Origin of the sequence: Granulimonas faecalis (assembly GCF_022834715.1) — a bacterium.
Classification (GTDB): Bacteria; Actinomycetota; Coriobacteriia; order Coriobacteriales; family Atopobiaceae; genus Granulimonas; species Granulimonas faecalis.
This window is the reverse complement of sequence record NZ_BQKC01000001.1, coordinates 222,501-247,067: the sequence shown is the minus strand read 5'-3', so window position 1 is coordinate 247,067 and position 24,567 is coordinate 222,501. Positions and strand designations below refer to the sequence as shown.

Annotated in this window: 13 protein-coding genes, 5 rRNA genes, 1 other RNA gene and 1 pseudogene (1 of these 20 cut by a window edge); 1 reads left to right on the top strand and 19 read right to left on the bottom strand. The window is 67.9% G+C overall.

Translation table 11 applies throughout. From position 1 onward, the window contains the following. Positions 1-56 precede the first annotated feature (56 nt). Entirely contained in the window at positions 57-812 is a 756-nt protein-coding gene (locus tag OR600_RS01135; protein WP_265590479.1) for a GntR family transcriptional regulator, read from the top strand. Between the two features lie 80 nt (positions 813-892). Here the strand turns inward: OR600_RS01135 and ssrA are convergent. The 19 genes and pseudogenes from ssrA to OR600_RS01045 all read right to left on the bottom strand — a co-directional run. After that, positions 893-1,261, bottom strand: a transfer-messenger RNA (tmRNA) gene (ssrA, locus tag OR600_RS01130). Positions 1,262-1,305: 44 nt separating this feature from the next. Continuing rightward, the gene (locus OR600_RS01125) at positions 1,306-1,452 is read right to left on the bottom strand and encodes a rubredoxin-like domain-containing protein (RefSeq protein WP_135978899.1); all 147 of its coding nucleotides are present in this window, start codon (positions 1,450-1,452) and stop codon (positions 1,306-1,308) included. Between the two features lie 101 nt (positions 1,453-1,553). Continuing rightward, a complete protein-coding gene (locus OR600_RS01120; RefSeq protein WP_265590478.1) occupies positions 1,554-2,063 on the bottom strand; it encodes a flavin reductase family protein in 510 nt (169 codons plus the stop codon). Positions 2,064-2,107: 44 nt separating this feature from the next. Next, on the bottom strand, positions 2,108-2,608 hold the full coding sequence (gene smpB, locus OR600_RS01115; protein ID WP_265590477.1) for an SsrA-binding protein SmpB: 501 nt from the start codon (positions 2,606-2,608) through the stop codon (positions 2,108-2,110). After that, positions 2,608-3,453: a tetratricopeptide repeat protein gene (locus OR600_RS01110; protein WP_265590476.1), complete on the bottom strand. Its 846-nt coding sequence runs from the start codon at positions 3,451-3,453 to the stop codon at positions 2,608-2,610. Before OR600_RS01110 ends, smpB begins: the two co-directional genes overlap by 1 nt. After that, positions 3,454-5,523 carry a ribonuclease R family protein gene (locus OR600_RS01105; protein ID WP_135978896.1) on the bottom strand — a complete coding sequence of 690 codons (2,070 nt, stop codon included), beginning with the start codon at positions 5,521-5,523 and terminating at the stop codon, positions 3,454-3,456. A 92-nt stretch (positions 5,524-5,615) separates the two neighbouring features. Beyond that, positions 5,616-6,542, bottom strand: coding sequence for a permease-like cell division protein FtsX (ftsX, locus tag OR600_RS01100; protein ID WP_135978895.1), 927 nt, complete (start codon positions 6,540-6,542; stop codon positions 5,616-5,618). After that, on the bottom strand, positions 6,529-7,491 hold the full coding sequence (gene ftsE / locus OR600_RS01095) for a cell division ATP-binding protein FtsE (protein WP_251164362.1): 963 nt from the start codon (positions 7,489-7,491) through the stop codon (positions 6,529-6,531). Before ftsE ends, ftsX begins: the two co-directional genes overlap by 14 nt. Positions 7,492-7,602: 111 nt before the next feature. After that, on the bottom strand, positions 7,603-7,884 hold the full coding sequence (locus tag OR600_RS01090; protein WP_135978893.1) for a PTS sugar transporter subunit IIB: 282 nt from the start codon (positions 7,882-7,884) through the stop codon (positions 7,603-7,605). Between the two features lie 122 nt (positions 7,885-8,006). After that, complete coding sequence (locus OR600_RS01085) at positions 8,007-8,885, bottom strand: YitT family protein (RefSeq protein ID WP_135978892.1); 879 nt, start codon at positions 8,883-8,885, stop codon at positions 8,007-8,009. An 8-nt stretch (positions 8,886-8,893) separates the two neighbouring features. Continuing rightward, positions 8,894-10,009: a peptide chain release factor 2 gene (gene prfB / locus OR600_RS01080; RefSeq protein WP_135978891.1), complete on the bottom strand. Its 1,116-nt coding sequence runs from the start codon at positions 10,007-10,009 to the stop codon at positions 8,894-8,896. Next, the gene (locus OR600_RS10000; RefSeq protein WP_420840274.1) at positions 10,010-10,081 is read right to left on the bottom strand and encodes an SEC-C metal-binding domain-containing protein; all 72 of its coding nucleotides are present in this window, start codon (positions 10,079-10,081) and stop codon (positions 10,010-10,012) included. A 117-nt stretch (positions 10,082-10,198) separates the two neighbouring features. Then, a pseudogene (gene secA / locus OR600_RS01075) lies at positions 10,199-12,751 on the bottom strand (preprotein translocase subunit SecA); the annotation flags it as partial. Positions 12,752-12,932: 181 nt separating this feature from the next. After that, positions 12,933-15,899, bottom strand: coding sequence for an AfsR/SARP family transcriptional regulator (locus tag OR600_RS01070; RefSeq protein WP_135978889.1), 2,967 nt, complete (start codon positions 15,897-15,899; stop codon positions 12,933-12,935). Positions 15,900-16,419: 520 nt separating this feature from the next. Further along, a 5S ribosomal RNA gene (gene rrf, locus OR600_RS01065) occupies positions 16,420-16,535 on the bottom strand. 94 nt (positions 16,536-16,629) lie between these two features. Then, positions 16,630-19,612 (bottom strand): 23S ribosomal RNA (locus OR600_RS01060). A gap of 295 nt (positions 19,613-19,907) precedes the next feature. Next, a 16S ribosomal RNA gene (locus OR600_RS01055) occupies positions 19,908-21,426 on the bottom strand. A 718-nt stretch (positions 21,427-22,144) separates the two neighbouring features. Then, positions 22,145-22,260, bottom strand: a 5S ribosomal RNA gene (gene rrf / locus OR600_RS01050). Positions 22,261-22,354: 94 nt separating this feature from the next. Continuing rightward, positions 22,355-24,567 (bottom strand): 23S ribosomal RNA (locus OR600_RS01045); it runs 770 nt beyond the window's last position. The 16S, 23S and 5S rRNA genes sit together here, the layout of an rRNA operon.

Here is a 24,567-nt window from a genome sequence, read left to right as displayed (position 1 = left end):
GCAGGTAGAGTATGCTGGACACTAAGAGTGACCAACCTTCTTTCGAGGAACCCGCCGTGCCCAAGGCCATCTACCGACAGATCTACTCCACCCTCAAAGACGAGGTCGTGAGCGGCCGCCTCCCCTACCAGTCGTTCATACCGTCCGAGCACGCGCTCACGGAGCGGTTCGACTGCTCACGGAGCTCGGTGCGCCGGGCCCTGTCCCAGCTGGCGGCCGAGGGGTACGTGCAGCCCATGCAGGGCAAGGGCGTGCGCGTGATCTACAACCCGCTGCACGAGAGCCCCCGGGAGCGCGAGGACAGCGGCCTCGAGACCTACCAGGAGCTGGGCGCACGCCGGGGCTTCGTCCCCGAGACGCGCACCGTCGTGCTCGAGGAGGTGACCGCGGACGAGGAGCTCGCACGCCTCACGGGCTTCTCCCGGTCGAGCGGGCTCACGCACATCCTGCGCGTGCGCTACGCCGACGGGGTGGCCGTGGGCACCGACGAGAGCTTCTACCTCTCGTCCAGCGTGCCCGGGCTCACCCCCGCCATCGTCGACCGGTCGGTCTACCGCTACCTGGAGGAGGACCTGGGTATCCGGATCGTCACCAGCAAGCGCGCGGTGACCGTCGAGCGCACCAACGCCGTCGACGAGGCGCTCCTCGACCTCGGGGGTCTCAACGCCATAGCCGTCATGCGCTGCAACGCCTACGACGGCACCGGCATCATGATCGAGTACACGGAGACCCGACAGGTGCCCGGCTTCTTTGAGCTCTGCTTCACGTCACAGCGCAACCGGCCCGCCCGCGCGACGGACCAGACCGGCTGAGCCCGAGCCGAGCGACCGGCGCCCGGCCGGCACAAGAAAGCGGCCCTGCGCCATGGTCTGGCGCAGGGCCGCGTTGCCATTGGTGGAGGCGCGGAGAATCGAACTCCGGTCCTACATGGCCCCCTGGCGGGCATCTCCAAGCTCAGCCACCGATCGGGTCTCGAGCCGGGCTGGTACGGTGGCCCACGCACCCGGCTCCAGTCGGTTCCGTCTTAGCCTGCGGCATACCGACCACGTCCGCAGGCGCATCTCCCTAAGATGACACCTTGCACGGACCAGGAGCGAGCCCGTGCTCGGCGCGCTGGTTAGTTAAGACTAAGCAGCGAGGGCATACTGCCCAGAGAACTCAGTGTCGTCAATTGAATTTGACGGTACCCCTGTTTAACGTGGCGAGGAGACCACGGCTTGCTTCCCACCTCAGGACCATCCAGTCGAAACCAGTCGCCCCCGAAGGAAGAACGAGTCTAGCACAGGGCCCGACCCGCAGGCAGGGCTAGTCCTCCTCGACAAGCTCGAAGAGCTCGGGGCCCACGCCGCACACAGGGCAGACGTAGTCCTCGGGAAGCTCGGGCTCGTCGATGGTGACCTCGTAGCCGCACACGGTGCAGCGGAAGGTGTAGGTCTTCTTCTCATCAGCCATGATGTCTCCTTTTTTGACGTGACGACGTGCCGGCGGGTCCGGCCTTGTCTTTAGATACCCCGTGGCACGCCCCGTAAGCGCGACAACCGGAACGGGCAGGCCTACTCGGCCACGTAGCTGGCGGCCTTGGGCGGGGTCTTGCCTTTGAGGGTGGTGTGGTAGTAGCTGTAGGTCATGGGCGTACCGTCACCCAGGTCGCGCGTCTCGACGACCTCGCCGAGGAACACGAGGTGCGTCCCCGCGTCCACGGTCTGGCGCACGGCACAGGCGCACATGCCGCAGCAGTGGTCGGTGGTGTAGACGTCGCCAAACTCGTCGGTGGCGCAGGAAAGCCCCTCGAACTTGTCGATGTCGGCGGAGCTGCGGAAGCCGAAGCGCCCGATGAAGGGCATGTCGGCCGACTCGTCGAGGACGGTCACGGCGAAGTGCCCGCTGGCGGCGATGCGGCCGCAGGTGACGTTGTCCTTGTTCACCGAGACGACGACCTGGATGGGCTCGGCCGTGACCTGCGTGACGGTGTTGACGAGGCAGGCGGCGGCGCCCTCCTCGTCCTTGGACGAGACGATGTACAGGCCGTAGGAGTGTTTGAACATGACGGTGGGATCCACCATGGCTCCCCCTTTCCGGGCGGGTGCGGGCGCCGGCCCGCCGCCGCTCATATACGTCGGTTGCGCTCCTTGAGTGCCCGGGCGATCTCTCGGTCGGAGTCGCGCTTGGCCATGTCGGCGCGCTTGTCGTAGAGCTTCTTACCCCGCGCGAGACCGATCCGGAGCTTCACGCGGTTGTGCTCGTCGAAGTAGAGCTCGAGGGGCACGAGGGCCACGCCCTTGACCTTGAGCTTGCCGGCCAGGTAGTCGATCTGGCGGCGATGCAGCAGGAGCTTGCGCTTGCGGTCGGGGTCCTGCCCCCAGGCGCCGGTGTGGCTGTAGGGCTGGATGTGCATGCCGTGGAGCCACGCCTCGCCTCCGCGGACGAGCACGAAGGCGTCCGTGATCTGGGCGGAGCGCTCGCGGAGGCTCTTGACCTCGCTGCCGGTGAGGACGATGCCGGCCTCGAACGTCTCGTCGATGAAGTACTCGTGGCGGGCGGTGCGGTTCTTGGCGAGGACCTTGATGAAGGGGCCCTTCTTCTTTCCGCCCTTGGCGGGAGAGGCCATCACTTTCCCCCTTCCCCGTCGTCCGTGGAGCGGATGACGTCGATGAGCAGCGCGCAGGCCTCGGTGCCCACAAGGTCGCGGGCACGGAGGGTGAGCGACGCCGCGAGGTTGCGGTCGCCGGCGTCCGCGGCGTCGGTGGCGCACATGAGCAGGCAGACGGCGATCTCGGCGTTGGCGCCGTCGGGCAGCCCCTCGGCCTCGACCAGCTCGGCCGCCTCCCGGCGGGTCAGGGCATCGGGGTCGCCGTCGGTGCCGCGGGCGGCGTCCACCATCTTCCCAAGGGCGGCATCGTCCTCAGAGAGGTTCTGGGCGCTCTTGAGGCAGGCGGCCGCCGTGCGGGGGCGCCCCGTCTCCTCGAAGTGCCGGGCGAAGTTGCAGTAGGCGCGCACGAGGTGCTGGGCCTCGCTGGCGCGGGCGAACACCGAGAAGGTGAGGGCCAGCCACTCGTCGATGTCGCCCTTGATGCGGTAGAGCTCGGCAAGGTCGAGGCGGTAGCCGCAGCCCATGGGGTTCCAGCGCACGGCCTGCTTGAGTGCCTCGGCGGCGCGGTCGTAGTCGCCGAGGTTCACCTGGGCGAAGGCGAGGTCGCCGTAGAGGCGGTCCAGGGGCTCCCCCACCTGCTCGAGGCGCCGCGGGTCGCGCTCCACGCGCCGGTAGGCGAGTCGGTCGAAGACCGTGGGGAAGCTGAACCACTGCACCTCGTCGGTGGTGTGGCAGTTGCGGTCGACGTACTCCTCGGCGTCGGCCGCCATGGCGGCGAGCATGGGCTCCGCCTGCTCGGCCTGGCCGGCCGCAAGCAGCATCTCGGCCTGCACGAGGTCGGCCGTCATCTGGCTGAGGTCCATCTAAGACTCCCGTTCTCCGTTGTGGCCGCACCCATTGTGGCACGGCTCCCCGCCGTCGTCGGCCAGGGTGAAGTCGATGCGCCCCCGGGGCACGTCCACGGCCTCCACGCGCACCCGTACCCGGTCGCCGAGGCCCCACCGGGTTCCGTCCTCCTCGCCCGTGAGGGTGAGGCGCCGGTCGTCGTAGGAGAACCACTGGTCGCCGAGGCGCCGCACGGGCACGAGGCCGTCGGCGCCGGTGCCGTCCAGGGTCACGAACAGGCCGAAACGCTCGCAGCCGCTCACGACGCCACCCTCCACCGAGCCGATGCGCCCCGCGTAGAACTCGGCCATCTTGATGGCCTGCGACTCGTGCTCGGCCGCGGCGGCGCGGCGCTCGCCGTCGGAGCAGTCGCGGCACCGCTGGGGCAGCAGGCGCTCGGCGGCGCGCCACTCCCGCGTGGAGAGGCGCCCGCGGGCGAGGGCCTTGAGGGCGCGGTGCACGAGGATGTCGGGGTAGCGGCGGATGGGGCTCGTGAAGTGGCAGTAGGCCTTGGCACCGAGGGCGTAGTGGCCGTCGTTGCGTGGCAGGTAGATGGCCCGCTTCATGGCCCGGAGCAGCAGCGTGGAGGCGAGCGTCTCGGCCACGGTGCCGGCCGCGCGCTCGAGCACCCCCTCGATGGCGAAGGGGTCGCCCGCGGCCACGGCCGCCGCCTGGGCGGCGTCCACAAGGTCGAACTCCTTGAGCACCGGCACCACGCGCGCGAGGTCCTCCGGGGAGGGCTGCTCGTGCACGCGGAAGGCCGTGGCCACGGAACGCCCGGCAAGCTCGGCCGCCACGGCCTCGTTGGCGAGGAGCATGGCCTCCTCCACGAGTTCCGTGGCCGCGGTGGGGCGGCGCACGATGACATCCACGGGGCGCCCGTCGGCATCCACGGTCACCTTCGACTCCCTCGAGGCGAAGTCGATGGCGCCCCGGCGGTGCCGGAGCACCCTGCGCTTGTAGGCCACCTCGTCGAGCACGGCGAGCGACTCGGCCACCACGGACGGGTCGCCCTCGGCCACGGGCAGGTCCCGGGGCTCCGACCCGCCGCCGAGGAGGGCGTCCACCTGCCCGTACTCCAAGCGGGCCCGCGAGCGGATGACGGCCGGCGCTATGCGCGGCGACCCGGTCACCGCGCCGTCGCGGTCGAGCTCCACCGCGACGTTCATGGCCAGGCGGTCCATACCCGGCACGAGGGAGCAGACGTCGCAGGACAGCGCCTCGGGCAGCATCGGCAGCACGCGGTCGGCCAGGTACACCGAGCAGGTGCGCGACGCCGCCTCGGAGTCGAGCGAGGAGCCTGGCCCCACATAGTGGGTGACGTCGGCGATGGAGACCGACACCTCGTACCCACGGTCGGTGCGGCGGGCGAAGACGGCGTCGTCGTAGTCGCGGGCGCCTGTGGGGTCCACCGTGACGCACGGGACGTCGCGGAGGTCCAGGCGCCCGGGCTCGGACAGCGCCTCCTCGATGCCCGCCCTCACGTAGGACGCCTCCCGCTCCACGGAGGGCGGGAACGAGCGCGGCAGGTCGTGACGGGCGATGACCGCCTCGATGTCCACATCCACGTCGTCGGGCGAGCCCAGCCGCTCGTCGACGGTGACCACGCCGGCCTCCCCGCGGGACGGGTAGGCGAGGATCCGGGCCCGCACGAGATCGCCGTCCCCCACCCCCAGCCGCCCCGCGCTGCGGTCGTCCGGCAGCACGAAGAAGTCCCGCCGGATGCGCTCGTCGAGGGGCGTGACGGCCCCGAGGGGGTCCAGGCGCCCGTAGATGCCTACGAAGGAGGTCGTGGCGCGGGTGACGACGGTCTGCACCCGGGCCATCTTGCCGGGCCCGTGATGGGCCGGCGAGAGGGTCACACCCACGGTGTCACCGTTCATGGCCTCGCGGATGCCGCCCCGGGCCACCGGGAACGTGCCCTCCGCCGTCTCGACCTCGGCCACGCCGGGCCGGGCCACCCGGATGGTGCCGATGAGGGCGCTCCGGTGCTTGGGCCTGGTCTTGGGCGGCCTGCGCCGGTTGGAGCCCTTCCTGCCCTTGGCCATGGGAACCCCTCCTTCAAACAAAGCGGCCCGCGCTCAGCGCGGGCCGCACCTGTCGCTCTTGTCCGTTCTTACCCCATCTGGGGCGCCGGCGGCTACACCTTGAGGTAGCGACCCATGGCAATGGCCGAGCCGAACAGGCCGATCACGAGGCCCACCACGATCAGGATCACGTAGGTGAAGCCGACGATGGCCGGGTCGACCGCGATGGCCAGAAACTGCAGGCTGCTCTCGAGGCGCGGCAGCACCACGGAGATGACCAGCTGCAGGGCGCCGATGGACAGCAGCGCGCCGATCAAGGCCTCGAGGGCGCCCTCCATGAGGAAGGGCCCGCGGATGAAGCCGTTGGACGCGCCCACGAGGCGCATGATGGCGATCTCGCGGCGGCGGGCCGAGATGGCCAGGCGGATGGTGTTGTTGATGAACACGAAGGCCACGAAGGTGAGCATGATCACCAGCACCACGGCGATGACGCGGATGTAGTTGGCCACCGAGAAGAGGCGCTCGACGGTCTCCTGACCGTACTGCACCGAGGCGGCCGGGTTGTCGGTGTCGTCGCAGACCTCGGCGAACGAGGGATCGGCAATGAGCTTGTCGGCCGTGGCCGAGACCTGCTGCGGGTCGTCGAGCTTGATGACGAGGGAGGCGGGCACCGGGTTCTGACCGTCCAGCGCGTCCACGGCCGCGGCCGCGTTCTTGTTGGACATGGTGGTGCGGTACTCCTCGAGGGCCTCGTCCTTGGACTTGTAGGTCACCGACTCGACGTTGTCCCAGCCCTGGACGGACTTCTGGAGCGCGTCCACCTTGTCCTGGGCGGCGTCGTCGGAGAGGAACGCCTGGATGGTGACCTTGTCCTCCACGGAGCCCACCATGTTGTTGACGATGGAGCTGCCGAGGACGAAGACGCCGATGATGAAGAGCGAAAGGAAGATGGTGACCACGGCGCCGAGGGCCGTGGACAGGTTCCTGCGGAAGTGATGCCCGGCCTCGCGCAGGGAGTAGCCGAAGTTAGAGGGCGCCATAGTAGCCGTAGCCTCCCCTCTCCTGGTCGCGGACCACATGGCCGGCCTCGAGCGCGATGACGCGCTTACGCATGGAGTCGACCATCTCGCGGTCGTGGGTGGCCATGAGGACCGTGGTGCCGGTGCGGTTGATGCGCTCGAGCAGCTTCATGATGCCGAGCGAGATGGCGGGGTCGAGGTTGCCCGTGGGTTCGTCGCAGATGAGCAGCGGCGGGCGGTTGACCATGGCCCTGGCCACCGAGACGCGCTGCTGCTCGCCGCCGGAGAGCTGGTCGGGGTACATGTCCATCTTCTCCTGCAGGCCCACGAGACGCAGCACCTCGGGGACCTGGGCCTTAACCACGGATCGGGGCTTGCCGATGCACTCGAGCGTGAAGGCCACGTTCTCGTAGGTGGTCTTGTCGGGCAGCAGCTTGAAGTCCTGGAACACGCAGCCGATCTGACGGCGCAGGTACGGGACCTTCCAGTTGCGCATGGTGGTGAGGTCCTGGCCGGCCACGATCACCTTGCCGCCGGTGGCCTTGAGCTCGCGGGTGAGCAGCTTGATAAAGGTCGACTTGCCCGAGCCGGAGTGGCCCACGAGGAAGACGAACTCACCGGGGTAGATGTCCAGCGAGACGTTCTCGAGGGCCGGTTTGTTGGGCTGCGCGGGATAGATCTTGGTGACGTCGCGCATGGAGATGGTCGGCGCGCCCGAGCGGTTGATGTGGCTCTCGTCCTCGTCGGTGGGACGCAGCGGCGCGAAGACGCTGGTGAAGCCGGGCTCGTTGGTGGGGTCGAAGGCGCTTTCGCGGGCGGGCGCGTGGGCCGTCTCCACGACGACGGGCTCGAGGCCCTCGTTCGCGGTGGGGGCCCCGTCGGCGGGCGCGTCCGCCGTGTCGGGGGCAGCGGGGCGCGTCGCCGGGGACTTCTCCGGCTCCGCATCCGGGCTGCGGAAGTGATTGGCCACGTGGTGCTCCTTTTGTCGTGCGTGTGTGACGTGCGCCCATAGCCTATCAGAGGCCGGGGTTGCCTATATGGCCTTTCATCGGATGGGCAGAAGGGACGGGGCGCCCCGGGCCTAACCCTGACGGGTGGCGATGAAATCCTCGAGGACGGCCTTGATCTCGTCCTTGTCGAGGATGTTGTCCACCGAGGCGACGTAGACGCCGTGGGTGTCCACCCTGTCGGCGAAGTCGGACTGCGTGAGGATGAGGTCGCCCTTGAAGTCGGCGATCGAGTCGAGGGACCCGTGCTGGGTCACGATGGGGAGCTCGTTCTCCTTGATGACCTGGTCGGCTTTGATCTTGAGCATCATCGAAGAGCCCATGCCGGCCTTGCACGCAACGAGCGCCTTGTACATCTCGAATCTCCTTATCCGCCCGGTCACGACCGCCGGGCCATGGCCCATTCCAAAGGGCATGCCTTATACACATCGTACCCACGGTAGCGCCAAAGAAGCCCGACCACCGCATTTCCAGAGGGTCAGTGATGCCCCATGCCCTCGAAGCCCTCGCCGAACGCCTCGTGGACCTCGGAGATGATCATGAGCGCCTCCGGGTCGGCGTCGGAGACGATCTCCTTGAGCATGCCCACCTCGCGGTTGGACAGGATCACCAGGAGCATGGGCTTGGGGTTGCCCGACCACACACCCCGGGCCGAGACCTCTGTGCAGCCGCGGCCGAGGGAGTACATGACCGCGTTGGCGATCCGGTCGTGGTTCTGGGAGATGATCCAAGCCGCACGCTCGCTCCTCGGGCCGTCGATGACGGCGTCGAGGACCCGGCACATGAGATACATCATCACCATGGCGTACAGGGCGTTGGAGAGCGAGAAGACCGGGATGGAGACCAGCACGATGAGGGCGTCCACGACCACCGACGCGGTGCCCACGGGCACGCCGAGGCGGCGGTTGGCGAGCTGGGCCACGATGTCGGTGCCGCCGGTGTTGCCGCCGGTGCGAAAGACGAGGCCCAGGCCCACGCCGCAAATCACGCCGCCCCACAGGGCGCAGAGCAGGAGGTCGCCCCCGCCGAGGGGCGGCACCACCGGGGCGAACAGGTCGATGAACAGGGAGCTCGCGACGATGCCGCCGATGGTGCGGGCGGCGTAGCGCAGGCCGCCGGTGCGGATGACCGGGATCATGAGCAGGCCGTTCATGACCAGGGTCTGGGTGCCCACGGGAAGGTAGAGGCCGTGCTCGGCCCCCACGGCGTAGATCACCGTGGCGAGGCCCGTGACGCCGCCGGCGGCCAGGCCCTCGGGCACGGCGAAGGCGTCCACGCCGAAGGCGTAGAGGGCCGATCCCACGACGATGAGGACGACGTCGCGCGCGACCCTCCTGACATCGACCCCGCCGCCCATGGAACCCCCTACTCCGCCTGCTGCGACACCGCCCACCGATGATACCCGACGATGAACTGGTCGAGGTCCCCGTCGTCGAGCACCGCCGACACGTTGCCGGTCTCGATGCCGGTGCGGGTGTCCTTGACCAGCTGGAAGGGGTAGAGCACGTAGTTGCGGATCTGGTTGCCGAACGAGATCTCGTGCTTGGGGCCGCGCAACTCGTCGAGCTCGGCCTCCCGCCTGGCCTTCTCCTGCTCGTAGAGGCGGGCCTTGAGGATCTGCATGGCGCTGGCCTTGTTCTGGATCTGGCTGCGCTCGTTCTGGCAGGTGACCACGATGCCCGAGGGCAGGTGGGTGATGCGCACCGCGGAGTCCGTGGTGTTGACGCCCTGGCCGCCGGGGCCCGAGGCGTGGTAGACGTCGATCCTGAGGTCGGAGGGGTCGATCTCGACCTCGATGTCGTCGGGGAGCACCGGGAGCACCTCGACGCCCGCGAAGGTGGTCTGGCGGCGCTTCTTGGCGTCGGTGGGCGAGATGCGCACGAGGCGGTGGACGCCCTGATCGGCGCGGAGCATGCCGTAGGCGTTCTTGCCGCTCACGGTGAACGTGGCTCGGTCGAGGCCGATGACGTCGCCCGCAGGGGCGTCGTTGACGTCCACCTTCCAGCCGCGGCGCTCGCAGTAGCGCAGGTACATGCGGAAGAGCATCTCCGTCCAGTCCTGGGCCTCGAGGCCGCCCTGGCCGGGCGTGACGGTGACGATGGCGTCGCCGTGGTCGAGGTCGTCGGTGAACCAGCTGGAGAGCTCGAGCTCCGAGAGGCTCGAGGAAAGCCTCTCGGCCAGGGCCTGGGACTCCTCGCGCAGGCCGTCGTCGTCCATCTCGTCGCCGAGCTCGAGGGCCGCCTGGGCGTCCTCGAGCAGCGAGCGGGCGGCCTCGAAGGCCGCCACGTCGTCGCGGTCGCGGGCCAGGGCCTCCATGACGGCCCTGGCGCCGTCGGCGTCATCCCAGAACCCGGGGGCCGCGCTCTCCCGCTCGAGGCGGGCGATGCGCTCGCGGGTCTCATCGAGGTGCAGATAGCCCTCGACCTCCTCAAGGCGCGCCGAGAGGAGGCCGAGGTCCGCCGTGGTGGCTTCTTCGCTCACTTAGTGCTTCTTTCCGTGGCAGTTCTTGAACTTCTTGCCCGACCCGCATGGGCAGGGGTCGTTGCGGCCCACGCCGGCGTAGGGGTCGCCGGACTCCGCCTTGACGTAGGGGCGGGGCTTGGCCGGCTCGCGGTCCTTGCCGTCGCGGGCGATGTTGCTCGTGGCGGCGATGCGGCCGCGGGGGCGGTCACCCTGATCACCGTCGACCTCGGCGGGCCCGGAGAACGTGGCCCCGGCGAGGTTGTCGCGCTCGGGTTCGGGCTGGGGCCGGGTGGAGACCTCGATGCGCAGGAGCGTGCGGATGTAGTCCTCGTACATGGCGTTCACGAGGGCCTGGAAGGCGCGGTAGGCCTCCTGCTTGTACTCCACCAGCGGGTCGCGCTGGCCGAAGCCGCGCAGGCCGATGCCGGTCTTGAGGTAGTCCATCTCCTGGAGGTAGGTCATCCAACGCTGGTCGATGACGCGGAGCATCACCTGCTGGGAGAGGTCGGCCATGACGTCGGCGCCGAGGGCCTCCGAGCGCTGGGCGTAGAGGTCCGACACGTAGCCGCGGACGATGGAGAGAATCCGCTCGCGGTCCAGGTCGGCGTCGAGCTCGGGGGTGTCCTTCCTGCCGGTGAGCTCCTCGAGCCAACCGCGGAGGCCGTCGAGGTCCCACCCCTCCACGTCCTTGCCGGGGCAGAACTCGTCCACGGCGGTCTCGCAGGTCTGGTCGAGCACCTCCTGGACGTGGCCCACGAGGTCCTCGCCGTCGAGGATCCGGTTGCGCTCGGCGTAGATGACCTGGCGCTGCTGGTTCATGACGTCGTCGTAGTCGAGGACGTTCTTGCGCATGCCGAAGTTGATCTCCTCGATCTTGCGCTGGGCGCTCTCGACGGCCTTGGAGACCATCTTGGCCTGGAGCGGCATGTCGTCGGGCATGTCGTAGCGCTGCATCATGGCGCCGATGCGGTCCATGCGGTCGCCGCCGAACAGGCGCATGAGGTCGTCCTCGAGGGAGAGGTAGAACTGGGTCTCGCCGGGGTCGCCCTGACGGCCGGAGCGGCCGCGGAGCTGGTTGTCGATACGGCGCGACTCGTGGCGCTCGGTGCCGATGACGCAGAGGCCGCCGGCCTCCACCACGTGCTCGCGCTCCTCGGAGCACACGGCCTTGGCGCGGGCGAGGGCGTCGTCGCGCTGTTCCTGCGTGGCCTCCTCGAGCTCCACGCCCTCGGCCACGAGCATGTCCTCGGCGAGCACCTCGGGGTTGCCGCCGAGCAGGATGTCCGTGCCTCGACCGGCCATGTTGGTGGCGATGGTCACGGCGCCCTCGCGGCCGGCCTGGGCCACGATCTGGGCCTCGCGCTCGTGGAACTTGGCGTTGAGGACCTCGTGCCTGATACCGCGGCGGTCGAGGGTGTCGGACAGGCGCTCGGAGCTCTCGATGGTCACGGTGCCCACAAGGACCGGCTGGCCCTTGGCGTGGCGGCGCTCGATGTCGTCGGCCACGGCGGCGAACTTGTGGTCCACCGTGCGGTAGATCTGGTCGTCGAGGTCCACGCGGCGCACGGGGCGGTTGGGCGGGATCTCCTGCACCGGGAGCTTGTAGATCTCGCGGAACTCACCGTCCTCTGTCATGGCGGTGCCCGTCATGCCGGAGAGCTTGTCGTAGAGGCGGAAGTAGTTCTGCAGCGTGATGGTGGCCAGCGTCTGGTTCTCCTCGAGGACCTTGACGCCCTCTTTTGCCTCGATGGCCTGGTGCAGGCCCTCGGAGTAGCGGCGGCCCTCCATGATGCGGCCCGTGAACTCGTCGACGATCTTCACCTCGCCGCCCGTGACCACGTACTGTTGGTCGCGGTGGAACATGTACTCGGCCTTGAGGGCCTGCTGGAGGTGGTTCACCAGCTGGCCGGCCATGTCGCCGTAGATGTTGTCGATGCCGAGGCGGCCCTCGATCTTCTTGAGGCCCTCGTCGGTGGCCATGATGGTGTGCTTGGCCTCGTCGAGCTCGTAGTCCTCGTCGGCCACGAGGCCCTTCACGGCGCGGGCGAAGTCGCGGTAGATGGAGGCCGACTTGGTGCCGGCGCCCGAGATGATGAGGGGCGTGCGCGCCTCGTCGATCAGGATGGAGTCGACCTCGTCGACGATGGCGTAGTGGTGCCCGCGCTGCACGCGACGGGAGGCCTGGGTGACCATGTTGTCGCGCAGGTAGTCGAAGCCGAACTCCGAGTTGGTGCCGTAGGTGACGTCGGCCGCGTAGGCGGGGTGCTTGTCGCCCAGGGGCATGCCGTTCTGGAGCAGGCCCACGTTCATGCCCATGGCGCGGTACAGGCGGCCCATCCACTGGGCGTCGCGGCGCGCGAGGTAGTCGTTGACCGTGACGATGTGGACGCCCTTGCCGTCGAGGGCGTTGAGATAGCCCGCGAGGGTGGAGACGAGCGTCTTGCCCTCGCCGGTCTTCATCTCGGCGATCATGCCGCGGTGCAGCGCGACGGCACCCACCACCTGCACGTCGAAGTGGCGCATGCCGATGACGCGCCCAGACATTTCGCGGACGGCCGCGAAGGCGTCGGGGAGCAGGTCGTCGAGGGACTCGCCGTTGGCACGGCGCTCCTTGAGCAGCGGCGTCATGGCCGCGAGCTCCTCGTCGCTCTTGCCGGCGTACGTTGGGGCAAGACCGTTGACGCGGTCGGCTATCTTTTGGAACTCCTTGAGCTCCTTATCGGATCCCATCGACAGGATCTTGGAGAACAGTCCAGCCATAGGCACCTACCCTTTGTTCTTGACGGGGCGCGGGGCCGATAGACGCCACACCGCCATACCACTATAGCCATAGCCGACGGGGCTCCGGCCGAGAGGGCGCTTCCGCGGCAGTATTTCAAGCTTCATGCAGACTACCTTATTCCCCCTCGTAGTGCCATATTTACACACCTACAACAATCGATTATTCGACGGTCTGGCACAACCCCCTGATCCTCCGGTCGACCTCCCTCGCGAGGGCCGAGAGCTCGGGGCTCGGCGGCGCTCCGTAGACCCCCTCGACCGTCTTCGCGTGGTCCCGGCACACCTGGGCGGCCTCGGAGAAGCGGTGGGCGGCCATGAGCATGCGCACGTAGCAGGCCGCCGCGTCGTCCCTCGCGGGACAGAGGCCATGGGCCGCCTGGGCGAGCACGATGCCGTCGTGCTCGCGGGAGCAGGCCGCGGAGAGCGAGGCGCCCCGCACGAGGGCGTCCACATAACGGCACTCGAGGCGGTCTCGCTCCGCGGCGAAGAACTCCGCGGCAGGCCCCGTGTCGGGCACACGGAGGCCGCCGGAGTAGAGCGCCATGGCCTTCAGCGCGGCGTCGACGCGCCCCTCGTCGGACCCTGGACCGAACACCTCGGCCAGCGCCGAACGCAGCTCGTCGATGTCGCACTCGACGAGCGGCTCGGAGAGCGCCACGACGCCGTTGCGGCACGCGACCACCGGCTCGCCCTCCCGGGCCCGGCCGACGGCGCGACGTACGGCCGATGTCATCTGGTAGAAAGCCTGAAGGCAGGCCTCCTGGTCGCGATCGGGCCAGAAGGTGGGCAGGACCTCGTGGCGGTAGGCCCGGTGCCCCTCCCGGACGGCAAGGTACCCCATGAGCTGTGCGGACCCCCGCCGCCACGAGGACGGGGGCACCTCGCGCCCGTCCACCGTCACGCGGAGGCCGCCGAGCACCGACACCCGCACCCCGGGCCGCTCCCCCTCGGAAGCCGCGCGGTCCGCCCACCCCCTCCTGGCCCTGACGGCCCCGCGCCAGGTCTCGGGCAGCAGCCGCCAGAGGCCGTCGGCCGCCTCCCGGCCGTGGGAGACGGCGGCGCCGACGAGGAGTGCGGACGCCGCGTCGCACCCCTGGGACGCCAGGTGCGACCGGATCCGTCGCTCGCGGGCCGCGTCGCGAGAGTCCCCGAGCCCGTAGGCCACGACCTCGGCGGCCGCCCCGAGGGACCCGCCGCCCCAATCGGCCCCGACGCCGCCCTCCTCGCCGCGGAGCATCGAGACCACGGCCACCGTCAGCGAGCAGCACCGCGACACCCACGGGCCGCCGTGGCCCTCCAGGGCAGCATGGGCGTGGGCGACGGCGCCTTCCAACTCGCCGCGGGTCAACTCCCCGAGGGCCATGCCGCACCTGACCAGCGACGCCACGGCACCGTCCCCGCGGCCGTCGGCCGTCGCCAGCACCTCCATGGCGCCGCCGCAGCCCGCAGGGGAGCCACAGGCCGTATCGGCGACCCAGCAGAGCGCCTCCTCGTAGACGGCCCAGGGCTCGGGCGCGGAGGTCCTCAGGAACGCCAGCGCATCGGCGAGGGCGACCTTCTCTCCGAGCGAGACGACCTTGCCCAGAAGGCGCGCACAGACGTAGGAGTCGACGGCCAGGAGTGCCCCGCCCAGGGTGGAGCCGCCGTCCGCCCGGCCCTCCTCGCGGGCGAGCACCCTGAGGGCCTCCCCGAACGCCCCCGACAGGATGTGCGTGCGCGCCTGCAGGTGCGCCGCGAGCCTTGAACGCGTGGCCTCACGCACCAACGACGTCACGCCGCCCTCCCCGCGGCCGCCGCCCCCGCACCGCCAGGGGAGCGCCGGCCCCCCGGCGTAGAGGTCCCGGACACGCCCGAGGAGCCGCACCTGGTCGGCCACGGGGCCCTCGCCCAGGGTCTGCTCGGAGAGGTCGGCACCTCCCGCCTCAGCGGCCTCGAGCACGGCGCGCACACGGCGGAGGTCGTGCTCGTCGCAGCCGTCCGATGCCGACGCCGCCAAGGTGGATCGAAGGAGCGAGGCGCCGCCCGCGTCGAGGATCTCGGTGGGGAAGGCGGCCGCGACGGACAGCATGTCGATGGAGTCGACGCACCTCGACGCGATCGCTATGGCCTGGGAGAGAGCGCCCCGGGACACCAGGCGCTGGACGGCCTCGAAGACGAGGTCCGGGTAGCGCCATGAGACCTCGTCCACACAGGACGCCGGGCATGGGCCGCTCCCCGCCACGGAGAAGCGCACGCCCAGGGCGTCGATGCCGAGCACCGGGCACTCCTCGCGAGTCGACGCCACAAGCTCCGCAGAGAGGGGCACACCGAGGGCCGACACCTCCTCGAGGGAGCCGCTCCCCAGGAGCACGAGGGCGCAGCGGAGACGGCGTTCCTCGTCGATGAGCGGGCACGTGACCGCGTCGAACAGGAGGGCAGCCCGCCGACGTCGGTAGGCCGCGCACCGCCTCGAGGGGTCGTCCCGGGGAGAGGAGGCCATGACACGGGCCTCGACGAGGGAGGGGATGCCGCCGGTGGAGACAAAGAGGTCGCGAAGCGTGCCCTCGTCGTCGAGCCCGCGCGCCCACGACGGGAGCTCTGACCTGAGGACGAGGAGGTCTCGGGCACCCACGAGGCGGTGCTCCGGGAGCGCGTCGCAGAGCAGGGCGCATTCGGAGGACCCGAGGAGCAGAACCGTCCCTCGCCGGACCAGGCGCGTGACCATCCTCGCGATACGGGCGCAGTGGTGCTCCTCGAGCCCGTGGAGACCATCGAACACAAGGGCGAGCTCGTCATCCTCCGAATCGATCCCCTCGCCGGTCAGGAGGTCGTCGACGACATCGAAGACGTTGGCCTGGGCCGAGGGCGCGAGCCCGGACAGGTCGAGAAAGACCGGCCGACGGCTGCCGCCGTCAAGACGGTAGGCGGTCTCCACGGCAGTCGAGCTGGCCCCATGGCCGGGGTTGCAGCAGAAGAACGCAAGGTGGCAACAGGCGAGGTCGGCGACGAGCGAAGAGACGAGCCCGGAGCGCTCCACCCGAGGCCTCTCCGGGACGGGGGCCGCCACGGTCCCGACGGGAAGTCGGGAGAAGAGCAGGTCGCTCAGATGCTCCTCGACGGGGGCGGGGCGGAGGCTGGGCTCGGACATGGGTTCCTCTTCTCAGGTCGGTAAAGATTCACGAGGAACAATACGTCTGGTAAAGGCCTGAAAGTGCGGCGACGCGGGAAAAACCTATCCAGATTGATGCAGCTCATTCCATTGCCCGCTTTATCCATTATCGACTTCACTATCGAACCGATAAACCCCGGTAAGTAACCAAAGTATATTCAGAGTCGATTCAGCGATATTCATCACAAGTGGAATTTGACACTGCGCTGACATCGGCCGGTGGCAGGGAGCCCCCGTTCGTATATCCATATTCTTCTATGCATGAAAACCACGATAACGCAGGGTTTGCGGCCCAGAAGAAGGCCCCGTAACACCCCAAGGCGCCGAGCCTTGACGGCCGAAGGGGCATTAATCGATGGTTCTACAAACCCGCTGAAAGCAAGAGAGGGCGGGTCGAAGACCCGCCCTCTCAGATTCGCTCCTTCGCTCGCCCCCCAAAAAAGCGAAGAGGGGCCCCGGAGGGCCCCTCGAGGGTTCGCGCTGTCCCGCGCCCGTCGCTGGTCGGCGGCGTCCTGCTCTCCCACCGGCTGGACCGGCAGTACCATCGGCGCTCGGGGGCTTAACTTCCGGGTTCGGCATGGGACCGGGTGTTCCCCCCCTGCCATGGCCGCCGACCGGCGACGGGCGCGGGGAGGGCGGGTCGCCTCCGCCCCCTCAGGGCCGCACAGCGACGCGAAGCGCTCGTCTCGCACCGTCCCGGGTAAGAATGGGGGGCAAGAGCTCGGCCTATTAGTACCGCTCGGCTGAGGCGCTCGCGCGCCTTGCACCTGCGGCCTATCGACCTCGTGGTCTTCGAGGGGCCTTACCGGAAGGGAGAACTCATCTCAGGACCGGCTTCCCGCTTAGATGCTTTCAGCGGTTATCCGAACCGGACTCAGCTACCGGGCCGTGCCGTTGGTCGACAACCCGTTCACCGGAGGTCCGTCCACCCCGGTCCTCTCGTACTGGGGGCAGCCTCCTTCAATTCTCCTACGCCCACGGAGGATAGGGACCGAACTGTCTCACGACGTTCTGAACCCAGCTCGCGTACCGCTTTGAATGGCGAACAGCCATACCCTTGGGACCTGCTCCAGCCCCAGGATGCGATGAGCCGACATCGAGGTGCCAAACCTTCCCGTCGATGTGGACTCTTGGGGAAGATCAGCCTGTTATCCCCGGAGTACCTTTTATCCGTTGAGCGACGGCCGTTCCACGCCGGGCCGCCGGATCACTAGAGCCTGGTTTCCCACCTGCTCGGCCTGTGGGCCTCGCAGTCGAGCCTGCTTATGCTCTTGCACTCAAGAGGACGGTTGCCGACCGTCCCGAGCAGACCTTTGCGCGCCTCCGTTACTCTTTAGGAGGCGACCGCCCCAGTCAAACTACCCACCAGGCACGGTCCCCGGGCCGGTTCACGGTCCCGGGTTAGGATGCCAGAGCGACGAGGGTGGTATTCCAAGGGCGACTCCCCGCAGGCTGGCGCCTGCGGTTCTCGGTCTCCCACCTATCCTCTACACGTCGGACCGGCAGCCAATGCCTAGCTGCAGTAAAGGTTCACGGGGTCTTTCCGTCCTTCCGCGGGTAAGTCGCATCTTCACGACTAGTGCAATTTCACCGGGTCCATGGTCGAGACAGCGCCCAAATCGTTGCGCCTTTCGTGCAGGTCGGAACTTACCCGACAAGGAATTTCGCTACCTTAGGACCGTTATAGTTACGGCCGCCGTTTACCGGGGCTTGGGTTCGCCGCTTCGCGCCCGGAGGCGCTGACGGCTCCCCGTGACCTTCCGGCACCGGGCAGGCGTCAGACCCTATACGTCGTCTTACGACTTCAGCAGAGTCCTGTGTTTTTGGTAAACAGTCGTTTGGGCCTCTCCACTGCGGCTCCCCCGGGCTCCGGACGCGAGGTCCATCACCTGGGGGAGCGCCCCTTCTCCCGAAGTTACGGGGCCATTTTGCCGAGTTCCTTGACCATGGTTCTCCCGATCGCCTTGGTATGTTCTACCCACCCACCTGTGTCGGTTTGCGGTACGGGCCCCCAGGGGCTCGCTAGAGGTTTTTCTAGGAAGCACGGGCTCACTCGCTTCGCTCAATCGCTTCGTCGGCCGCCTCACCCCTTGGCGGGGCGCGCGTTTCACAGCGCCCCGGGCTACGCGGCTTCGCGGGGACGTCCAGAACCCCGTCGAGCCACCCCTCTCCGTCACCCCGTCGCTGATAGCGCCCCTCGGGGGGTGCAGGAATGTCTGCCTGCTGTGCATCGGCTACGCCTTCCGGCCTCGCCTTAGCCCCCGACTGACCCTGGGAGGATTAGCCTCGCCCAGGAAACCTTGGGTTCACGGCGGCGGCGTTTCCCACGCCGCTCTCGTTACTCATGCCAGCATTCTCACTTCCGCGCGCTCCACCGGTCGGTCGCCCGCCGGCTTCGCCGCTGCGCGGAAAGCTCCCCTACCACCGGACGCTGGGTCCGGTCCGCCGCTTCGGCGCCGTGCTTAGCCCCGTGTATTGTCGGCGCATGTCCACTCGACCAGTGAGCTGTTACGCACTCTTTGAATGGATGGCTGCTTCTAAGCCAACATCCTGGTTGTCTGGGCAGACGCACATCCTTTGCCACTCGGCACGGACTTGGGGGCCTTGGCGGGCGGTCTGGGCTGTTTCCCTCTCGAACGCGCGGCTTAGCCCACGCGTTCTGACTCCCGGCCTCTCGACCGTCGCCATTCGGAGTTCGGTTGGGGTTGGTAGGCGGTGAGGCCCCCGCGCCCATCCGGTGCTCTACCTGCGACGGTAAACGGCCGAGGCTAGCCCTAAAGCTATTTCGGGGAGAACGAGATATCTCCGGGTTTGATTGGCCTTTCACCCCTACCCACAGGTCATCCCCCCAGTTTTCAACCTAGGTGGGTTCGGCCCTCCACGGGGTCTTACCCCCGCTTCAGCCTGCCCATGGGTAGCTCACCCGGCTTCGCGTCTGCGTCGCGCGACTGGAACGCCCGTTTCGGACTCGCTTTCGCTGCGGCTCGCTTCCAAGCTAAACCTCGCCGCGCGGCGCAACTCGCTGGCTCATTCTACAAAAGGCACGCCGTCACACCCCGAAGGGGTGCTCCGACTGCTTGTGGGCGCACGGTTTCAGGTGCTGTTTCACTCCCCTCCCGGGGTGCTTTTCACCTTTCCCTCACGGTACTGGTCCGCTATCGGTCACAGGAGAGTGTTTAGGCTTGGAGGGTGGTCCCCCCTGCTTCCCACCGGGTTTCACGTGTCCGGCGGTACTCAGGGTGCGCGACGCGCAGCCGGGGCGGGTTCGCCTACGGGGCTCTAACCCTGTGCCGCCGGCCTTCCCATGCCGTTCGGCTCCCGTCCCGGTTTGTCACTGCGCCGGGGGCCGGCAGGCCCCCGATGCGCGCCCCTGCAACCCCGGCGGCGCAAACCCTGCCGGGTGCGCGCGCTCGCCGGTTTGGCCTCTTCCCCGTTCGCTCGCCGCTACTGGGGGAATCTCTGTTGATTTCTCTTCCTCCGCCTACTTAGATGTTTCAGTTCGGCGGGTTGTCCCCCGCCGGCCTATGGGTTCGGCCGGCGGGCGGCAGGCGTCTCTTCCTGCCGGGTTCGCCCATTCGGAGATCCGCGGGTCGCAGGCCATGTGCGCCTCACCGCGGCTTATCGCAGCTTGTCACGTCCTTCGTCGGCTTCCTGTGCCAAGGCATCCACCGTGCGCCTTTTCCATCTTGCCCGCCCCCCGCGCGGGTGCGCGGGGGGCTCGCTTTCTTAACGCTGGTGTGCTTTCTTGTGCAGTTGCACATACCCGGGCCCCAGGGAGGGGCCCAGGCGATCAGATGCGACCCCTCCCCCTTGGGGGGAGGGGATTGCTTCGCGTGCTATGCGGCTCTCAAGGTGCGGAGGGACGGGCCCTCGGGACCGGGTGCCGCGGCGCCTCGGGTGCGCGGGGAGACGGCGGCCCACCGGCCGGGCGGGCCCGGCTGCGTGAGCTTCGATGAAAAGTGATTCTAGAAAGCTTGTTCTCCCTAGAAAGGAGGTGATCCAGCCGCACCTTCCGGTACGGCTACCTTGTTACGACTTCACCCCCCTTACCCTCCACACCTTAGGCGCCTCCCCCCGCGGAGCGGTTGGGCCGGCGACTTCGGGTGCAGACGACTCGGGTGGTGTGACGGGCGGTGTGTACAAGGCCCGGGAACGCATTCACCGCGGCGTGCTGATCCGCGATTACTAGCAACTCCGACTTCACGGAGGCGGGTTGCAGCCTCCGATCCGAACTGGGGCCGGCTTTGAGGGATTCGCTTCCGCTCGCGCGGTCGCAGCCCGTTGTGCCGGCCATTGTAGCACGTGTGCAGCCCAGGACATAAGGGGCATGATGACTTGACGTCGTCCCCACCCTCCTCCGGCTTGACGCCGGCGGTCCCGCGCGGGTGCCCAACTGAATGCTGGCAACACGCGGCAGGGGTTGCGCTCGTTGCGGGACTTAACCCAACATCTCACGACACGAGCTGACGACAGCCATGCACCACCTGTCACCGCTCCTCTCGGCCACGGCGTCTCCGCCGCTTCACGGTGATGTCAAGCCCTGGTAAGGTTCTTCGCGTTGCTTCGAATTAAGCCACATGCTCCGCTGCTTGTGCGGGCCCCCGTCAATTCCTTTGAGTTTTAGCCTTGCGGCCGTACTCCCCAGGCGGGACGCTTAATGCGTTGGCTGCGGCACGGAGGGCAGGTCCCCCCACACCTAGCGTCCATCGTTTACGGCTAGGACTACCAGGGTATCTAATCCTGTTCGCTCCCCTAGCTTTCGCGCCTCAGCGTCAGTCGTGGCCCAGAAGGCCGCCTTCGCCGCCGGTGTTCTTCCCAATATCTGCGCATTCCACCGCTACACTGGGAATTCCGCCTTCCCCTACCAGACTCAAGCCTGCCGGTATCGGGGGCGGACCGGGGTTGAGCCCCGGTATTTGACCCCCGACCTAACAGGCCGCCTACGCGCGCTTTACGCCCAATGAATCCGGATAACGCTCGCCCCCTACGTATTACCGCGGCTGCTGGCACGTAGTTAGCCGGGGCTTCTTCTGCAGGTACCGTCACCGTGAGGGCCTCGTCCCTGCTGAAAGCGGTTTACGACCCGAAGGCCTTCGTCCCGCACGCGGCGTCGCTGCGTCAGGCTTCCGCCCATTGCGCAAGATTCCCCACTGCTGCCTCCCGTAGGAGTCTGGGCCGTGTCTCAGTCCCAATCTGGCCGGTCGGTCTCTCAACCCGGCTACCCATAATCGCCTCGGTGGGCCGTTACCCCGCCGACTAGCTAACAGGCCGCGGGCCCATCCCCTCCCGTCTGGGCTTTCCCGGGCCGGCCATGCGGCCGTCCCGGAGTATCCGGTATTACCCACGGTTTCCCGAGGCTGTCCCGGTGGAGGGGGCAGGTTGCCCACGTGTTACTCAGCCGTTCGCCACTCTCGGCGGGGCCCGGAGGCCCCGCTTCCCGTTCGACTTGCATGTGTTAGGCGCGCCGCCAGCGTTCATCCTGAGCCAGGATCGAACTCTCCGTTCGGACACGCGGCGCCCGCTGGCGCCGCGGTGCGTGTCAGATGGAGCCCGACCCGGCCGATGATCCGCCGATCGTCGGATCCACAAGGAAATGACAGGTTCGCTCGTTTCCCGGCGGGGTCTCCCCCGCCGCGAGGAACCATCCTTAATGGTCTGTCTCCCCGCGGCCCCCAAAGGCCGCGGTATCCGGTTCTCAAGGTCCGTCGCGCCGGGACCACCAGGCGGTGGGTGCCGCGGCGCGAGAAATGACTATACGCGGCGCCCGGGCCCCCGGGGGCGGGGATCGGACCCTCCACATTCCCTACACATACGGGGCGGTCAGAGGGAGGTGACAGGCTAAGCGCACCAAAGGGCAACCTCAGACCATAATGCCAGCTTATGGCCTAAATCTCGGTCGAGATTCCCCAGACAGGATGCCGATTGTCCGGCAAGGCGAACGGAAGGCGGGCCGATGGGTCCTCGGACCGGGATCCCCTGGGCGGCGCGATCGGCAACCGCAGACGGCCATGGGGTCGGCCGATGGCCAGGGATATCCTCACCCCATGCCCACAGATCGACGATCGGGCAACCACGGTCACACGGCCAGCGGACGATGCGACGGAACCTCGCGGCACAAAAAAGGGGCCACCTCTCGGCAGCCCCTCACATACTCGCCCCCCAAAAAAGCGAAGAGGGGCCCCGGAGGGCCCCTCGAGGGTTCGCGCTGTCCCGCGCCCGTCGCTGGTCGGCGGCGTCCTGCTCTCCCACCGGCTGGACCGGCAGTACCATCGGCGCTCGGGGGCTTAACTTCCGGGTTCGGCATGGGACCGGGTGTTCCCCCCCTGCCATGGCCGCCGACCGGCGACGGGCGCGGGGAGGGCGGGTCGCCTCCGCCCCCTCAGGGCCGCACAGCGACGCGAAGCGCTCGTCTCGCACCGTCCCGGGTAAGAATGGGGGGCAAGAGCTCGGCCTATTAGTACCGCTCGGCTGAGGCGCTCGCGCGCCTTGCACCTGCGGCCTATCGACCTCGTGGTCTTCGAGGGGCCTTACCGGAAGGGAGAACTCATCTCAGGACCGGCTTCCCGCTTAGATGCTTTCAGCGGTTATCCGAACCGGACTCAGCTACCGGGCCGTGCCGTTGGTCGACAACCCGTTCACCGGAGGTCCGTCCACCCCGGTCCTCTCGTACTGGGGGCAGCCTCCTTCAATTCTCCTACGCCCACGGAGGATAGGGACCGAACTGTCTCACGACGTTCTGAACCCAGCTCGCGTACCGCTTTGAATGGCGAACAGCCATACCCTTGGGACCTGCTCCAGCCCCAGGATGCGATGAGCCGACATCGAGGTGCCAAACCTTCCCGTCGATGTGGACTCTTGGGGAAGATCAGCCTGTTATCCCCGGAGTACCTTTTATCCGTTGAGCGACGGCCGTTCCACGCCGGGCCGCCGGATCACTAGAGCCTGGTTTCCCACCTGCTCGGCCTGTGGGCCTCGCAGTCGAGCCTGCTTATGCTCTTGCACTCAAGAGGACGGTTGCCGACCGTCCCGAGCAGACCTTTGCGCGCCTCCGTTACTCTTTAGGAGGCGACCGCCCCAGTCAAACTACCCACCAGGCACGGTCCCCGGGCCGGTTCACGGTCCCGGGTTAGGATGCCAGAGCGACGAGGGTGGTATTCCAAGGGCGACTCCCCGCAGGCTGGCGCCTGCGGTTCTCGGTCTCCCACCTATCCTCTACACGTCGGACCGGCAGCCAATGCCTAGCTGCAGTAAAGGTTCACGGGGTCTTTCCGTCCTTCCGCGGGTAAGTCGCATCTTCACGACTAGTGCAATTTCACCGGGTCCATGGTCGAGACAGCGCCCAAATCGTTGCGCCTTTCGTGCAGGTCGGAACTTACCCGACAAGGAATTTCGCTACCTTAGGACCGTTATAGTTACGGCCGCCGTTTACCGGGGCTTGGGTTCGCCGCTTCGCGCCCGGAGGCGCTGACGGCTCCCCGTGACCTTCCGGCACCGGGCAGGCGTCAGACCCTATACGTCGTCTTACGACTTCAGCAGAGTCCTGTGTTTTTGGTAAACAGTCGTTTGGGCCTCTCCACTGCGGCTCCCCCGGGCTCCGGACGCGAGGTCCATCACCTGGGGGAGCGCCCCTTCTCCCGAAGTTACGGGGCCATTTTGCCGAGTTCCTTGACCATGGTTCTCCCGATCGCCTTGGTATGTTCTACCCACCCACCTGTGTCGGTTTGCGGTACGGGCCCCCAGGGGCTCGCTAGAGGTTTTTCTAGGAAGCACGGGCTCACTCGCTTCGCTCAATCGCTTCGTCGGCCGCCTCACCCCTTGGCGGGGCGCGCGTTTCACAGCGCCCCGGGCTACGCGGCTTCGCGGGGACGTCCAGAACCCCGTCGAGCCACCCCTCTCCGTCACCCCGTCGCTGATAGCGCCCCTCGGGGGGTGCAGGAATGTCTGCCTGCTGTGCATCGGCTACGCCTTCCGGCCTCGCCTTAGCCCCCGACTGACCCTGGGAGGATTAGCCTCGCCCAGGAAACCTTGGGTTCACGGCGGCGGCGTTTCCCACGCCGCTCTCGTTACTCATGCCAGCATTCTCACTTCCGCGCGCTCCACCGGTCGGTCGCCCGCCGGCTTCGCCGCTGCGCGGAAAGCTCCCCTACCACCGGACGCTGGGTCCGGTCCGCCGCTTCGGCGCCGTGCTTAGCCCCGTGTATTGTCGGCGCATGTCCACTCGACCAGTGAGCTGTTACGCACTCTTTGAATGGATGGCTGCTTCTAAGCCAACATCCTGGTTGTCTGGGCAGACGCACATCCTTTGCCACTCGGCACGGACTTGGGGGCCTTGGCGGGCGGTCTGGGCTGTTTCCCTCTCGAACGCGCGGCTTAGCCCACGCGTTCTGACTCCCGGCCTCTCGACCGTCGCCATTCGGAGTTCGGTTGGGGTTGGTAGGCGGTGAGGCCCCCGCGCCCATCCGGTGCTCTACCTGCGACGGTAAACGGCCGAGGCTAGCCCTAAAGCTATTTCGGGGAGAACGAGATATCTCCGGGTTTGATTGGCCTTTCACCCCTACCCACAGGTCATCCCCCCAGTTTTCAACCTAGGTGGGTTCGGCCCTCCACGGGGTCTTACCCCCGCTTCAGCCTGCCCATGGGTAGCTCA

Excerpts from the sequence above, each read along its gene's own strand:
- OR600_RS01120 (WP_265590478.1), bottom strand. The coding sequence starts at position 2,063 with ATGGTGGATCCCACCGTCATGTTCAAACACTCCTACGGCCTGTACATC.
- OR600_RS01110 (WP_265590476.1), bottom strand. The coding sequence starts at position 3,453 with ATGGACCTCAGCCAGATGACGGCCGACCTCGTGCAGGCCGAGATGCTG.
- smpB (WP_265590477.1), bottom strand. The coding sequence starts at position 2,608 with ATGGCCTCTCCCGCCAAGGGCGGAAAGAAGAAGGGCCCCTTCATCAAG.
- OR600_RS01105 (WP_135978896.1), bottom strand. The coding sequence starts at position 5,523 with ATGGCCAAGGGCAGGAAGGGCTCCAACCGGCGCAGGCCGCCCAAGACC.
- ftsX (WP_135978895.1), bottom strand. The coding sequence starts at position 6,542 with ATGGCGCCCTCTAACTTCGGCTACTCCCTGCGCGAGGCCGGGCATCAC.
- OR600_RS01070 (WP_135978889.1), bottom strand. The coding sequence starts at position 15,899 with ATGTCCGAGCCCAGCCTCCGCCCCGCCCCCGTCGAGGAGCATCTGAGC.
- OR600_RS01090 (WP_135978893.1), bottom strand. The coding sequence starts at position 7,884 with ATGTACAAGGCGCTCGTTGCGTGCAAGGCCGGCATGGGCTCTTCGATG.
- OR600_RS01085 (WP_135978892.1), bottom strand. The coding sequence starts at position 8,885 with ATGGGCGGCGGGGTCGATGTCAGGAGGGTCGCGCGCGACGTCGTCCTC.
- OR600_RS01125 (WP_135978899.1), bottom strand. The coding sequence starts at position 1,452 with ATGGCTGATGAGAAGAAGACCTACACCTTCCGCTGCACCGTGTGCGGC.